14 protein-coding genes are annotated in these 14,907 nt (G+C 41.2%); 11 read left to right on the top strand and 3 right to left on the bottom strand.

The window, feature by feature from the left end:
* Positions 1-43: 43 nt before the first annotated feature.
* The 10 genes from cysT to I6N90_RS06405 all read left to right on the top strand — a co-directional run bounded on the left by cysT (position 44) and on the right by I6N90_RS06405 (position 10,535).
* On the top strand, positions 44-859 hold the full coding sequence (cysT, locus tag I6N90_RS06450; protein ID WP_197934627.1) for a sulfate ABC transporter permease subunit CysT: 816 nt from the start codon (positions 44-46) through the stop codon (positions 857-859).
* A 2-nt stretch (positions 860-861) separates the two neighbouring features.
* On the top strand, positions 862-1,659 hold the full coding sequence (locus tag I6N90_RS06445; protein WP_197934843.1) for a sulfate ABC transporter permease subunit: 798 nt from the start codon (positions 862-864) through the stop codon (positions 1,657-1,659).
* Positions 1,660-1,661: 2 nt separating this feature from the next.
* Positions 1,662-2,726, top strand: a complete 1,065-nt coding sequence (locus I6N90_RS06440) for a sulfate/molybdate ABC transporter ATP-binding protein (RefSeq protein WP_197934842.1) — start codon at positions 1,662-1,664, stop codon at positions 2,724-2,726.
* A 32-nt stretch (positions 2,727-2,758) separates the two neighbouring features.
* On the top strand, positions 2,759-3,820 hold the full coding sequence (locus I6N90_RS06435) for a sulfate ABC transporter substrate-binding protein (RefSeq protein WP_197934841.1): 1,062 nt from the start codon (positions 2,759-2,761) through the stop codon (positions 3,818-3,820).
* 482 nt (positions 3,821-4,302) lie between these two features.
* A complete protein-coding gene (gene fur, locus I6N90_RS06430; RefSeq protein WP_197934626.1) occupies positions 4,303-4,779 on the top strand; it encodes a ferric iron uptake transcriptional regulator in 477 nt (158 codons plus the stop codon).
* 166 nt (positions 4,780-4,945) lie between these two features.
* Positions 4,946-5,623: a response regulator transcription factor gene (locus I6N90_RS06425; protein WP_269669445.1), complete on the top strand. Its 678-nt coding sequence runs from the start codon at positions 4,946-4,948 to the stop codon at positions 5,621-5,623.
* Positions 5,620-7,038 carry a sensor histidine kinase gene (locus I6N90_RS06420; protein WP_197934624.1) on the top strand — a complete coding sequence of 473 codons (1,419 nt, stop codon included), beginning with the start codon at positions 5,620-5,622 and terminating at the stop codon, positions 7,036-7,038. Before I6N90_RS06425 ends, I6N90_RS06420 begins: the two co-directional genes overlap by 4 nt.
* A gap of 110 nt (positions 7,039-7,148) precedes the next feature.
* Positions 7,149-8,231 carry a Fe(3+) ABC transporter substrate-binding protein gene (locus I6N90_RS06415; RefSeq protein ID WP_197934623.1) on the top strand — a complete coding sequence of 361 codons (1,083 nt, stop codon included), beginning with the start codon at positions 7,149-7,151 and terminating at the stop codon, positions 8,229-8,231.
* A 40-nt stretch (positions 8,232-8,271) separates the two neighbouring features.
* Complete coding sequence (locus I6N90_RS06410) at positions 8,272-9,885, top strand: ABC transporter permease (RefSeq protein WP_232242561.1); 1,614 nt, start codon at positions 8,272-8,274, stop codon at positions 9,883-9,885.
* Entirely contained in the window at positions 9,882-10,535 is a 654-nt protein-coding gene (locus I6N90_RS06405; RefSeq protein ID WP_197934622.1) for an ABC transporter ATP-binding protein, read from the top strand. Before I6N90_RS06410 ends, I6N90_RS06405 begins: the two co-directional genes overlap by 4 nt.
* A 20-nt stretch (positions 10,536-10,555) precedes the next feature.
* Here the strand turns inward: I6N90_RS06405 and I6N90_RS06400 are convergent, their stop codons facing one another.
* Both I6N90_RS06400 and I6N90_RS06395 read right to left on the bottom strand, forming a co-directional pair.
* The gene (locus I6N90_RS06400) at positions 10,556-10,711 is read right to left on the bottom strand and encodes a cysteine-rich CWC family protein (protein ID WP_197934839.1); all 156 of its coding nucleotides are present in this window, start codon (positions 10,709-10,711) and stop codon (positions 10,556-10,558) included.
* A 101-nt stretch (positions 10,712-10,812) separates the two neighbouring features.
* Positions 10,813-11,616: a Cof-type HAD-IIB family hydrolase gene (locus I6N90_RS06395; protein ID WP_197934621.1), complete on the bottom strand. Its 804-nt coding sequence runs from the start codon at positions 11,614-11,616 to the stop codon at positions 10,813-10,815.
* Between the two features lie 89 nt (positions 11,617-11,705).
* On the opposite strand from I6N90_RS06395, the gene I6N90_RS06390 reads away from it, so the two are divergent.
* Positions 11,706-13,124 carry a S41 family peptidase gene (locus I6N90_RS06390; protein WP_197934620.1) on the top strand — a complete coding sequence of 473 codons (1,419 nt, stop codon included), beginning with the start codon at positions 11,706-11,708 and terminating at the stop codon, positions 13,122-13,124.
* A 658-nt stretch (positions 13,125-13,782) separates the two neighbouring features.
* Here I6N90_RS06390 and I6N90_RS06385 read toward each other — a convergent pair.
* On the bottom strand, positions 13,783-14,904 hold the full coding sequence (locus I6N90_RS06385; protein WP_232242559.1) for an ABC transporter permease: 1,122 nt from the start codon (positions 14,902-14,904) through the stop codon (positions 13,783-13,785).
* Positions 14,905-14,907 lie beyond the last annotated feature (3 nt).

The following is a 14,907-nucleotide window of genomic DNA, read 5'->3' as shown; positions in this document are numbered from 1 at the left end:
CAATACCTACGGCACGAGTCGATGGTTTGGAGGTAAAGTCACAGTGAATGCTTTATTTAGGGGAAAAGGCTGGAGCTTTGGGTTTAGATCTGCAATTATCATTTATTTTATTTTCCTTATCGTTTTACCCATAGGCGGCATATATACCCAATCTTTTTCGCTTGGGTGGACGCCATTTTGGGAGAGTGTCACTGATCCACTTGCATGGAAGGCCGTATTGTTAACGATTAAACTTGCAGCTATCGCGACCATACTTAATATGCTGCTTGGTACGATGATCGGATGGGTACTTATTCGTTATCGGTTTCCAGGCAGAAGTCTACTGAATAGTCTAGTAGACTTGCCATTCGCACTTCCTACTGCCGTGTGCGGATTGCTTATTCTTCTCCTTCTAGGCCCGAATAGTTTAGTAGGCTCACTTTCACAATCGATTGGCATAGACATTGTGTTCCATGAACCTGCGATTGTAGTAGCGATGTTGTTTGTTACATTTCCGTTTGTTATTCGGGCTATCCAGCCGCTCTTAGAGGAACTGGACAAATCCGAAGAAGAAGCGGCCTATACACTAGGTGCCTCCAAAGCGAGGACGTTTATTTCAATTATTTTCCCTGCGATGCTTCCCGGCATTCTAAGCGGAGCGATGTTAGCGTTCTCCAGAGGACTTGCGGAGTTCGGAGCAGTCGTGCTCGTAGCAGGCAATATTCCTGGGAAGACACTCGTAGCATCTGTATATATTTTTGGTGAAATTGAAAGCAATAATCCTCAAGGAGCGGCAGCAGTGTCTGTCATGCTACTTACGTTATCCTTTCTCATACTCTGGGTAGTCAACCTTCTTCAAGCAAGGAGGTCTGGACGATGACGATAAAGAATCTTTGGATAACATTGACGTATATCGTATTCGGAGTTCTTCTCGTAATACCACTCATTAAGATTTTCACTGGTGCCTGGGCGGATGGAATTGAAGGTTTTGTAGATGCCATTCTACGACCGCAATCACTTCATGCCTTAATGATGACTGGAATAATTGTCATTGTTGTAACGGTAATTAATACGTTGTTTGGCGTTATGCTTGCGCTGTATCTTGTTCGTGCTGAGTGGCTCGGCGTAAAGCTGAAACGATTGCTCAACAGTATTGTGGATTTACCATTTGCAGTGTCACCTGTTATAGGCGGATTAATGATTGTACTTATTCTCGGACCCAATACAGTGATGGGTGCAATGTTTGCGGATGCGGGAATTAATATCGTTTACGCATTGCCAGGAATGATTTTGGCGACGTTGTTTGTGACATTCCCTATTATGGTACGTGAAGTGATGCCTGTACTGCAAGAAATCGGGGCACAGCAAGAGGAAGCGGCCTCAACTTTAGGCGCCTATTCGTGGTATACCTTTTGGCGAGTGACATGGCCATCTATCCGCTGGGGAGTTATTTATGGAGTCGTACTTACGGTGGCACGTTCACTTGGCGAATTCGGCGCAGTGCTCGTCGTTTCCGGAAATATAATGAACAAAACGCAGACAGCTACAACATTAGTTTATCAGGATGTAGAAAATTTCAATGTCGTTGCTGCTAACGGAATTGCACTAGTGCTTGCAGCTACCTCCGTGGCGCTGCTACTTCTTATGGAATGGTCCAAAAAACGAAAGGAAGTGCATTAACGATGCATATTGAAGTGCGCAACTTGGACAAAAGCTTCGGCGACTTTCACGCGGTTAGAAATGTAAGCTTTGATATTGAAAAAGGAAAGCTGATTGGTCTACTAGGACCAAGTGGCGGAGGGAAAACATCGATACTTCGTATGCTCGCCGGTCTTGAGACACCGACATCGGGGGACATCGTGTTCCATGGGAAACGTGTTAACGATCTTCCACCACAAGAACGTGGAATTGGCTTCGTTTTTCAAAACTATGCGTTGTTCAAACATATGACGGTTTACGATAATATCGCTTTTGGCCTTAAGGTGAAAAAACAATCTAAGGAACAAATTAAGGAGCGAGTCACGTACCTTGTGGAGCTTACTGGGCTTAAAGGCTTTGAACATCGCTATCCTCATCAACTTTCTGGGGGTCAAAGGCAGCGTGTTGCTTTCGCACGAGCGCTGGCACCAGAACCACAATTGCTTCTCCTAGATGAGCCGTTTGCTGCGATTGATGCGAAGATTCGTACGGAGCTTCGTACGTGGCTGAAGGAAATGATTGAACGTGTCGGGATCACTTCTATCTTCGTTACTCATGACCAAGAGGAAGCTATCGAAGTAGCAGATGAAATTATGATTATTAATAAAGGTCAGTTAGAACAGAAGGGCAGCCCATGGGATATTTATAAAAATCCTGAATCGCCTTTTGTCGCAAGCTTTATCGGAGAATCGTCAATTGTTGAAAATATTGGATCTCTTAAAGGGTTTGAAAGCGCGCTTAAAGAAGCTGGAACAAAAGCACTTATCCGTCCTGAGTATATTGAGCTTGGCAAGCCAGGTGAAATAAAAATAGCGTCTGCAGCGATGCCAGCAGTTGTGAAACATTTGCATTTCCGTGGCAGTGAATGGATGGTTGAATTAGAGATTGGAACAACGAAGTTGATCACATACCGTTCGCTTGAGAAGGAAGTTCTTAAACCAGGAGAAGCGGTTAATGTTCTCGTTCACCGTGCTTACTTGTTTAATGATTATGACAGCTGGATTATGGAAAATCCGCTTAAAGTAGATCCAATGCCAATTCATATTTAAGGGGACGACCCCGCAGAAAGAGTGTTGTTATGATGATACAAATTCAAATAACAGCAAGGCGAATACTTCCGATCGTGCTTTCCATCTTTCTTCTGATGGCAACGGTTGGTTGCAGTAATAAAGAAGTACCGGATGATGGAAATGTTGTACCTGAAGGTGATGTAACGCTAGTAATCGGAGCCTATTCTGTAGTGAAGGATGCTTTCGGGGAGTTGCTCCCAAAGTTTCAACAGCTTTGGCTTGAGCAAACCGGACAACGAGTCACCTTCCAAGAATCTTACGAGGCATCAGGGACACAAGCTCGTGCTATCGTCGGAGGTTTCGAAGCAGACGTAGCGGTTCTTGCTATGGAAGGGGATATTGATCGAATATCCAAGGCAGGATTTATAACGCATGACTGGAAAGCAAAACATGATGGCGGAATGATCACAAGCTCTATTGTTGTACTTGGTACGCGTGAGGGCAATCCGAAAGCTATTCAAGATTGGACTGACCTAGCTCGTGATGGGGTTAAAGTATTATATCCTAATCCGAAAACATCAGGTGGAGCGCAATGGGACATTAATGCAATCTATGGCGCAGGTCTGAAAATTTCAGAAGAGCAAACGGGCACTCCATCGGCGCAGTATGCGAAGGACTTTTTGAAGGCAATACACGCAAATGTTGAGTCGCTTGATAAGAGTGGCAGAGCTTCAATGGCTGCTTTCGAATATGGAGTAGGAGATGTCATCGTTACGTATGAAAACGAGCTGAGAGCTCGAATTAATAAAGGTGTCAACTATGATATCGTTATTCCAAAACATACGATACAAATAGATAATCCTGCTGCAGTTGTAGACGCAAATGTTGATAAACATGGTACACGTGCTGTTGCTGAAGCTTTTATTGCTTATTTGCACAGTGAGGAAGTACAACGATTATTCGTGGAGCATGGTTTCCGCTCAGTGAATGAAGTAGTGGCAGAAGAAACAAAGGATCAATTTGTAACACCAGAAGGATTATTTGATATCACCTATTTAGGAGGTTGGGATAAAGTTCGTGAGACTCTCTATTCGAAAAAAGGTGTTTGGTATCAAATTTTAGCTGATATATAAGATGCACTATGTGCAAAGAAAATGGCTATACAGGCTCAATATTGAACTACAACCCGTAAGATGGACACTTGAAAAAAGTGAACTCTTACGGGTTTTTGTGTTTTAATTATCCCATTAAAAAATAAGTATGAAAAAGATAGAAGAGCTTATGTGTTACATTAACTAAAACGTAAATAGCAACGTCTAATTAAAACGAGGAGAATAAAAAATCTAACTATGACAAATTAGAAACACTATTAACTTTTGGAGATACAAAGACGAAAAAGACTATACAATCTGTTGGCATCGAGATTGAGTATCAAATTTGTATCGTAGTAAGAGAAGAAGGATTGATATTCCTTTTGACAAATTAAATCGATGAATCGACGGTTGCAATCTCAAACGAAATCGACTACCATTAGTTTAGAATAATTCTAATTAGATGGTGAACGAACAGATAAAATCTTTGACCATAGATGAATCATTAATAAGGGAGTGAAAACATGAGCGTAACGGCTGAGATCGATAAAGTAAAAAGATGCTTGATGGAGAACGGATACAAGCTAACGACGCAACGTGAAATCATCGTCCGAGTACTACTTGAGAATGAACAAGATCATCTTAGTGCTGAAGATGTATATATGCTAGTAAAAAAGAATTTTCCAGAGATAGGTCTTGCAACCGTTTATCGTACATTGGAGCTACTATCCGAACTACAAATCGTTGCTAAGATGAATTTTGGCGATGGGGTAGCCCGCTTTGACCTTCGTGGTGAAGACCATGAACATATGCATCATCATTTGATCTGTCAGAAATGTGGAGCACTAGAAGAGATTAAGGAAGATTGGTTAACTGAGCTTGAGGAACGCCTTGAGAGGGAATATGGCTTTAAAGTGCTTGACCATCGACTGGACTTCACTGGTACTTATAAAGAATGTAAAAATGAAACGTGTAAACGAAGTAATAAAGCTGTTTCATAAAAGTTTGCTATAACTAGATATAAGTAAACGAAAGATCGCATTCATTTAGCCGACTTGGCTAGGTGAATGCGATCTTTTTCATATTGCATTTGACGATAAGAATGATCGTAACTAGAATGGGAATGATGGAAAAATGTCCGGTATCGCAGTTAAGGAGGGATTAATGTTGAAACGTATTTTACTCATCGAGGATGAAGCTAATCTTGCAAGATTTATTGAATTAGAGCTTCAGCATGAAGGTTTTGCTGTAACGGTGGCATCGGAAGGCATCACCGGATTAAAGTTAGCATTAGCAGATCATTGGGATCTTATATTGTTAGATCTTATGCTGCCTAATATGGGCGGTTTGGAAGTATGCAAGGAAATTAGAGCGGTGAAGCAAGTGCCGATCTTGATGATAACAGCGAAGGACAGTATAACTGACCGTGTTTCTGGACTCGACAGTGGAGCGGATGACTATATTTCAAAACCGTTTGCGATAGAAGAATTATTTGCAAGAATTAGAGTTGTGTTCCGAAGACAGCAGGATGTGGATGGTGATCAAGATTCTCTACTTAGCTGTGGCGTATTGAAACTTGATTCTGCTTCTCGAATTGTAAAACGCGGGTCAGATACGATAGATCTAACGAAACGTGAATTTGCGTTGTTGGAAGCTTTTATGAAAAACATTAATCGTGTGCTACATAGAGAAACGTTGCTTGATATCGTGTGGGGTTATGAGGCGGTTGTAGATACGAATGTTGTAGACGTGTACGTTCGTTATTTGCGAAATAAAATCGATGTGCCTGGTGCAGTCAGTTATATCGAATCCGTTCGTGGAATCGGGTATGTGATGCGTAAATGAAGCGGATTTTTTCGGTTTTTTCTTATATCCCTATCCACTGGAAGTTAACGCTATGGTCGGCATTATTGTTATGTTTGTTGTTTGCTGCTAACAATGTCGTTCAATTTGTATTTGTAGAGAAGTGGATGATGAAGCAGGAAGAACAAGAAATCGAACGGGATATGAAGGAGCTTCTTAATTTATTGCTGGCCAAAGAGGTCGCATTCGAAAAAGAAAATTATGCACTAATACGAACGCAATTGGAACGGATTAATGTACGTAACGGGATGATTAGAATAATATCCGATGAAGGAAACCCGATTATCGTTGCGGCAGACAATATGTCAGATGAGTGGGTTAGCCGCAAAATAACGGATGAGAATAGCAAAAATATTTTACAAATAGAAGATGAAATGATCGTGATGCGTAGATCCATTACGATTTTCAATTTTCAAGGAACGGTAGAAGTTGTTCGAAGTATTGCAGAAGTTGAACGTTTAATAATGGCCTTTTATCGGATTATGGTGATCAGTAGTATCGTTGTTATTATCATAAGTGGTTTAGGCGGCAGATTATTAGCGAGAGGACTCATGAAACCACTGCAATCGATGAACGAAACGATTCGTAAAGTTAAGCAGAATGGTCTTAAAGAGCGAATGTCGCCAGGACTTGCGAATGATGATATTTCGTCGCTCAAAATAATGTTCAATGAGATGATGGATCAAGTAGAACGTTCCTTTCATCAGCAGAAACAATTTGTAGAGGATGCTTCTCACGAATTGCGCACTCCGATTGCAATTATTGAAGGTCATTTGGCATTACTCCGCAGATGGGGGAAAAATGATCCTAAAGTGCTTGAGGAGTCACTGCAAATTTCTATGACTGAATTAGTGCGTTTAAAAAAACTTGTTGAAGATTTGCTTACCTTATCAAGGGCAGAAAAATTAAATTCCGTAAGAGTAGAAGAGTATTGTTCTGATCCGATGGAAGTCATTTCGGAAGCAGTCAAAAAGAGAGCAGTTGTGCACCCAGATTTTCATTTCAAGCTTGAGCTTGAATATTTTCAGTTGATCACTTTGAGAATAAGCGATATGCAACTAGAGCAAATCATTCAGATCTTACTTGATAATGCAATTAAATATTCAGGGAATAGTAAAAACATAGTGATACTTACTTCAAGAAGCAATGGTGATGCGATACTAACAATCAAAGATTACGGTATCGGTATTTCTGAGCAGGATTTACCTTTTGTTTGGGACAGGTTCTATCGTGCTGATAAATCGAGAAACGGAAGTAGTGAAGGTTATGGCTTAGGGTTATCTATTGCGAAACAACTTGCAGTCAGCTTGCAAGGGGATGTCCGGCTTATGAACAATCCAGAAGGAGGGACGAGCGCGTTGTTAGTACTCCCAATTTATGAGGAAACGATAAAGTAATATAGATTTTTTCGTTTTCACAGCGTTTTCTCATTTTTATGGGATACAATAAGTTTGGTAATGATATTCATTATCAAACAAATTGTTCGGAAACGAGAGGGAGTCAAACAATGAGACAGAAGTATGTAGCAGGGTTTTTAACTTTTATGATGATGGCAGTATTTGTTCTATCCGCATGTGGTACTGACAAAGAGAAAGCCAATGAGAAAGCAGTTGAAAACACAGGAGCAACGAAAAAGAATCAAGTCGTGAATGTATTCACGGCGAGACATTATGATATAGACTTTTCAATGTTTGACGAGTTCGAGAAACAAACGGGTATCGTTGTTAACGAAATTAAAGGTACTGCAGAAGAGCTAGTAGAGCGTATGAAACGTGAAGGCGCAAGCTCAGAAGCGGATCTATTCATTACTGTAGATGGCGGCGTACTTGATTATGCAAAATCAAATGGCGTTCTTCAAAAAATCGAATCAGAAGTTGTGAACGGCAACGTTCCTGCTAAACTTCGTGATAAAGACAACAACTGGGTTGGCGTAGCTACAAGAGCACGCGTTATTGCTTACGCGAAAGATCGTGTAAAACCAGAGCAATTGTCAACATACGAAGCTTTGACTGAAGAGCAATGGAAGGGTAAAGTACTTGTTCGTTCTTCAAGCAACTTATACAATCAATCCCTTGTAGCTTCCTTGATCGCATTGAATGGTGAAGAGCAAACGCAGCAGTGGGCAAACGGAATGGTAGCAAACTTTGCTCGTACACCTGATGGTGGCGACCGTGACCAAGCAAAAGCTGTAGTTGCTGGACTTGGTGATGTAGCGATTATGAATACGTACTATGTTGGTCAAATGCTTAACTCCAAAGATGCAGAAGAAGTTAAAGTTGCACAAAACATCGGAATCTTCTTCCCTAACCAAGAAACAACAGGAGCACATTTGAACATTAGTGGTATTGGTCTTGCTGCACATGCTAAAAACAAAGACAATGCGATTAAACTAATTGAGTTCATGACAGGCAAAGAAGGTCAAGAAATGTTGACTAACGCAAGCTTCGAATTCCCAGTTAATGAAAAAGCAGAAGTGCCTGCATTGCTAAAAGAGTGGGGAGAGTTTAAGACGCAAGAGCTTGATTATGCGAAACTAAGCGAGTTTAACAAAAAAGCGACTGAACTTATGAACAAGGCAGCTTGGAAATAAGATGAAAAAGCTTTCCAAACTGCTCAGATTTAGACATAAAATGAACGGTTGGATGTTATTGAGCGGAATAGGGGCTATTGCAGCCCTTCTTCCGTCTCTTTACATTTTGATGGGATTAATCGGCAAACCAAATGAAAACTGGGCTCATATTAAAGAGTATATGTTGCTTGATTATGCGTGGGAGTCCTTCATTCTTGTTGTTGGAGTTGTAAGTATTACAGTTATACTAGGCGTGTCGCTGGCGTGGTTGACTGCGGCTTATGAGTTTCCTCTGCGTAAGTTTTTTTCATTTGCTTTAGTACTTCCTCTTGCCATTCCGCCATATATAGCAGCGTATACATATGGTGAGATGTTTAGTTATACAGGCAGTATTCAAGTGTTTTTGCGCAATAAATTAGGAATAACAGTCGATCCAACCTTATTTGACATCATGTCTATGAAGGGTGCGATTGTACTGTTCAGCTTATCTCTTTTTCCTTATGTATATCTTATTACTAGAACTTTTTTGGAGAAACATAGTGCCTCATACATTGAGAATGCGAGACTGCTTGGCAGACATCCGATTACTGTTTTTTTCAAAATAGTGCTGCCACTATCACAGGGTGCTATCGTTGGCGGCGCTAGTCTAGTTGCCTTTGAGGTGCTGAATGACTACGGTGTATCGAAACATTTCGGCCTGCAAACCTTTACGACGGCTATATTCAAAACATGGTTTGGTATGTACGATGTTGATTCTGCTATTCGTTTGGCTGCCCTACTGATGAGTCTGATTGTTGGCATATTTGTTGTGGAGAGATTGCTCCGCAAGCGTAAGAGGTATAACAGTCCTGTTAATCGGAGCACTCCGCTCCGCAGAATTCGTCTTAGTAAAGTCAGTAGCATATTAACTGTTTTATTTTGTACTGTGCTGACGATGTTGTCGTTTTTCATTCCCGTCGTTCAAATGATCGTATGGTCGACATGGACATATGCTGATGTTTTGGATGATCGGTTCTTACGAATGATTGGTAATACGTTGTTGGTTTCCATCATTTCTGTTTTGCTGATTATGGTATTAGCTGTAATTGCTGCGAATGTAAATCGAACGTGGAGATCTACGTTTACGTTAACGATGAGCAAGCTGCTTTCGACGGGCTACTCTATACCAGGGGCAGTTTTATCGATTGGAGTGCTCGCTGTATTTATATCGCTTGATAAGAGATTATCAGGATTATATGAATCGCTTGGACTTGGGGCGAACAAGCTGGTGCTAAGTATGTCGCTTATTATGCTTGTTTTTGCATTAGTCATTCGGTTCGTTGCGGTAGGTTATAATGCGGTGGATGCAGGGTATGACAAAATTGGTAGTCGCTACTCGGAAGCGTCGAGAATGCTCGGGCATGGAATGACCTCAACGTTTTTTAAAATCGATTTGCCGTTAATTAAAGGTGCTGTACTTACAGGTTCGATTCTAGCTTTTATGGAAATTGTAAAAGAACTTCCGCTAACGCTTTTGCTGAGACCTTTTAATTTTGATACATTAGCTACTAAATCCTATCAATATGCTAGTGACGAACAAATTCATCAGGCAGCAATTCCTTCGCTTTTAATTATTATGCTCGGCATCGTTTCTGTGTGCTTATATCATTGGATGGGAAGGAGAGACACGGAATGACTTATGTATCATTAACGAACATGACCTACGCATATCCTGGCTCCTCCTCAGATGTTATTAAAAACTTCTCGCTAGAACTAAATAAAGGAGAAGTTGTAGGCCTTCTAGGGCAAAGTGGTAGTGGAAAAAGTACGCTGCTAAGACTTATTGCCGGTTTAGAGATGCCTAAAGAAGGAACGCTCAACATCAATGGGACAACAATGGTAAGTGATTATCAGTATGTTCCACCAGAGCGACGCGGAGTAGGAATGGTTTTTCAAGACTATGCTTTATTCCCCCATATGACCGTTGCACAAAACATTGCATTCGGCCTTCACGGGATGAGTCGTGTAGATCGTAATAATCGAGTATCTGAGATGCTGGCACTCGTAAAGCTAGAAGAATACGGGAAACGTTACTCTCATGAACTGAGCGGGGGACAACAACAAAGGGTTGCATTTGCACGTGCGTTAGCTCCGAAGCCCATGCTTCTGCTCATGGACGAACCGTTCAGCAATCTCGATGCTGATTTGAAAGTTAGCATTCGTGAAGAACTTAGAGAATTGCTGCGCATTTCGGGGATAACGTCCATACTCGTCACACATGATCAAGAGGATGCTGATGCAATATGTGATCGCATCATTCGGATGCCGTCTCTTGTGTTAGCGTAAACGAATGAGCGATTAGTTTCTTAGCTTGGAAGCGTAGCTTTAAAGTTGGTAACACATCGGCTGCATACGCAAGCCTTCCCGCGATCAACTTCTGGGATGAGAGCGAGAAGCTCCTTTGGAATAGAAGCGTGGAAGCACCAGCAGTCGGATACTTCTTTGCTAGTAGATTGTTCCATTTCGCACTTGTTGCTTTCTTTACAAATAGGACATCTGTCACTCAACTATAAAACCCTCCTTGAAGAAGCAGCCCCATGATTTAGTCATGGGGCTGCTTTTATTATTTTGCGTTCTTTAGTACAAATTTCTCAATGACATGTTTAATACCATCTTCATTATTTGATAAGGTTACGTAATCAGCAAGAGCTTTTAAAGAATCAACAGCATTCCCCATTGCAACACCAAGACCTGCCGCTTGAATCATCTCACGATCATTCCATGCGTCACCGATAGCAATGGTTTCATTCATCGTACAACCAAGATGTTCAGCCATAAACTGCAGCGCGTGTCCTTTTGTTCCTTCCTTATGCATAAACTCTAAGTAATGAGCTTTCGATTTCGTAATATGAACACGATCACCGATAAGTGGCTGCAGCTCTAGAGCAATTTCGTCCAAACGAGCGGGCTCATCAATAATGAGCAATTTGTTCATTGGACGATCGATGAGTTTATTTGTATCAGGTTCGATATGATAAGGTATATTAGTAAGCTCGGAGTAAGTTTTAATCCGATCATTATCGTGTGCGCCATATAGCACATCGTCCACATAAAGCTGGAGATGAAGTCCGTTTTTCTCGCAGTAGGCGTGAAGTTCTTTGGCTGCATCTATCGGTACATTTCGTTCATACAATACTTGTCCATCAAGCAGAGTTTTGACGAGTGCTCCCTGATAAGTAATAATAGGTACATTGAGGTTAATTTGGCTTGCGATTTTTTGAGCTGAAGCAAACATGCGCCCAGTGGCAAGTGTGACGGTAACGCCTGCCGCAATTGCTGCCTCCAACGCTTTTTTTGTTCCTTCAGTTACGATCAATTCGTCATTTAGCAATGTGTCGTCTACATCAATGGCAATCAGCTTATACATACTAGGGGTAAAGCTCCTCTCCCTGTCACTATAGTAACAATAAGGATGATTGTAGCGAAAATCTAGTATACATACAAGGAGATAATGGAATGAATAACTACTCGGATACACCAATTAAGCAACGATCAGGCTTTGTATATGTGATAGGCGTAGTTTTGTTGCTTGCAGTTGGTTACGTACTTGGTATGTACTCTTCAAGCATGCGTTATCCTATCTTGAAGGAGCCAGAATTTAAAAATTTGAATGCGTCCTATACGAAAATATTAAATGATTATTTGGACGGAGCAACGCCAAAGCAGCTCATTAATGGCGCAGCTGAGGGCATGCTTGCCTCATTAGAAGATCCATATTCGCAATATTTGGTTGGGGAAAAAGGGGAAGAATACACACAATCTTATGAAGGGCAGTTTTATGGTATCGGGGCTGAGATGAGGCTCGAAGAAGGATTTTATATCATCACAACTGTAATAAAAGATATGCCAGCTGAGCATGGAGGAGTATTGCCTGGGGATGCGATCTTAGAAGTAGATGGAAAGGATGTTAAGGGCAAGTCATTCCATGAGCTTCTAGCATTAGTTCGCGGAGAAGAAGGTTCTTCCGTTAAGTTGAAATTGCAAAGAGCAAGTGAAAAGGAACCAATCGAGCTTACACTTAAACGTGCTCCTATTCCAGTACACACAGTTACTTCTGAGCTTCTTGATGGAGGTATCGGACATGTTACGATTAACCGTTTCGCCGAAAATACAGCTAAGGAATTTGAAGCGGAGCTAGCAAAACTTAAGAAGCAGGGTGAGCTGAAGAGCCTATTGCTCGACATGCGCTCGAACCCGGGCGGACTGTTAACTACGACGATTGATATTGCAAGTATTCTTATACCGAAGGATAAGAAAATATTAGATGTCGTTTACAAGGATGAGCGAGAGGTTAACAGCTATCGTTCTAAGCAGAAGGAAAAGTGGACGATTCCAATTGCTGTTCTTGTGAATAACCGTTCCGCTAGTGCGAGCGAAGTTATGGCTGCAGCACTTAAGGAATCCGCAGGGGCTATCGTGATCGGTGAGAAAACATATGGTAAAGGTGTTGTTCAAGCGTTCAATCAATTTAAAGATGGATCTGTACTCAGTTTAACAGAAGCGCAATGGAAAACGCCGGGTGGCGTTTGGATCAATAAAGAGGGTGTAGCTCCAGATCATGTTGTAGCACTTCCCGACTTTGCTAAACTTAGACCGCTTTCAGTAGGTGTGGAGATGAAACGTGGCAGCTATGGCGACGATGTAAAAACGCTTCAATCTATGTTGAAGGAGTTAGGCTATGCTCCAGTTGGGGCAGATGGAGTATTCGATGAGGTCACAGAATCGGCGCTTAAGGGATTCCAGGCCGCAGAAGGTCTAACTGTTACAGGACAATTTGATGATAAAACGGGTTATCGACTAATTGAACTACTTCGTGCGAAGCTCGAAAAAGAAGATACCCAGTTGCTTAAAGGTATTGAGTTGTTGAAGAAGTAAGGTTTTAAACAATTACCGGTGGTAAACATGATCTTCTGATGACAGGTGGATAAGCTTACTTCCATTAATCTGCTCTGTGTGGAAACTTCCTTATGGGAGGATGACGAAGGGTAAGGGACTTAACCAGTGATTAACGGAGAGCCAGAGTAAATAAGCGTATTAATGCGCTAAGATCGGCTGATTAGTGGGAAGTCGGAGTAGATAAGCGTATTAATGCGCTAAGATTGGCTGATCAGTGGGAAGTCAGAGTAAATAAGCGTATTAATACGCTAAGATTGGCTGATTAGTGGGAAGTCAGAGTAGATAAGCGTATTAATACGCTAAGATTGGCTGATTAGTGGGAAGTCAGAGTAAATAAGCGTATTAATACGCTAAGATTGGCTGATTAGTGGGAAGTCAGAGTAGATAAGCGTATTAATACGTTAAGATTGGCTGACTAGTGAAAGGCCAGAGTAAATAAGCGTATTAATGCGCTAAAATGTGCTGATTAGTGGAAAGTTAGCGCAATAGATATCGCTACGCTCGCAACGTTACTTTAGTGACTATCCTCAATATTACAAATTGCTATTTTTATTAAAAAAGATGCTGTCTCATTGGTTCGTTGTTACTCGACCATTGGGACAGCATCTTTAATTTGCTTATTTTTAAATGGTATGAATTATCTTGTCGAAGCAATCGACTTGGCTTGGTACAGCTTCGATGCCAGTAAGAAGCAGACAACACCCCATAACGCCATAATGCCCATTCCAGTCCAGAACGTACTGCTGAATATGCCATTAGCATAAATTAATCCGTCGCGCATACCTTCAACGAAATAAGTGAGCGGCAACATTTTGGGAACAGTCTGTAGCCATTCGGGCAATGTTTCTACTGGGAAAAATATACCGCTTAGGAACATCATGAGCATACTAACTATATTAGCTACACCCATGTAGGACTCGATTGTTTTGCTAAATGAGGAGAATAAGTAACCCATCGCATTAAATACGAGTGTACCGACAAAAAATGCGATTACAAGGCTAAGCACATTAATATTAAGATTTGCTCCGAAAATAAATACACCGACAAGTGCTAATATGAAAATCTGTACGATACCAAGTAAAAACCTTACAAGCATACTCGAAAGTCCGAAGAGTCCCATTCTTGCAGGAGTCATGCGAAGACGCTTTAACAATCCACTTCTACGCATATCAATAAGGTTAGCCATTCCGAAAAGTCCACCCTGTGCTACAGATAAGCCGATCATACCGGTAAACAGGAAATCTTGATATTCTGTATCTTCCGAAGCCGAAGTAATGGACTCCATACTAATTGTATAAGTAGGCGTTGCACCAATGACAGCAAAGTTAGCTTGCTGAATGAATTTATCAAGAATGCCAGATAGGGCCTGAGTTGTAGCACCCATTTCATTTTCTCTATTGACGATGAGTTGAACCTCTGAGGTTCCTTCCTTCTCCGGTAAAATAATTAAAGCATTGATTTCATCGTTTTCTACAAGCGCTTTACCTTGTTCTAAAGTGACAGGCTGCTCCTCTTTCAATTCGAATACAGGGATTTGTTTAATTCCGTCATATAGCACTTTAGATGAAGCGTTCGGAACAGCATCAACAAATGCAATTTTCGCTTTAAAACTGCTAGTTGAATTACCACCACCAAATATCGACATAAATATAACCATCAAAATGATTGGAAAGAAGACGTTCCAGAACCATACCTGCTTTTCGCGGAACATCATTTTTATTTGAGCCATGAACATACTAGTGAACTGTTTGGCAGCCATTTC

Source organism: Paenibacillus sp. GSMTC-2017 (genome assembly GCF_016019935.1).
In the GTDB taxonomy this organism is placed as follows: Bacteria; Bacillota; Bacilli; order Paenibacillales; family Paenibacillaceae; genus Pristimantibacillus.
This window is presented reverse-complemented; position numbering and strand designations above follow the sequence as displayed.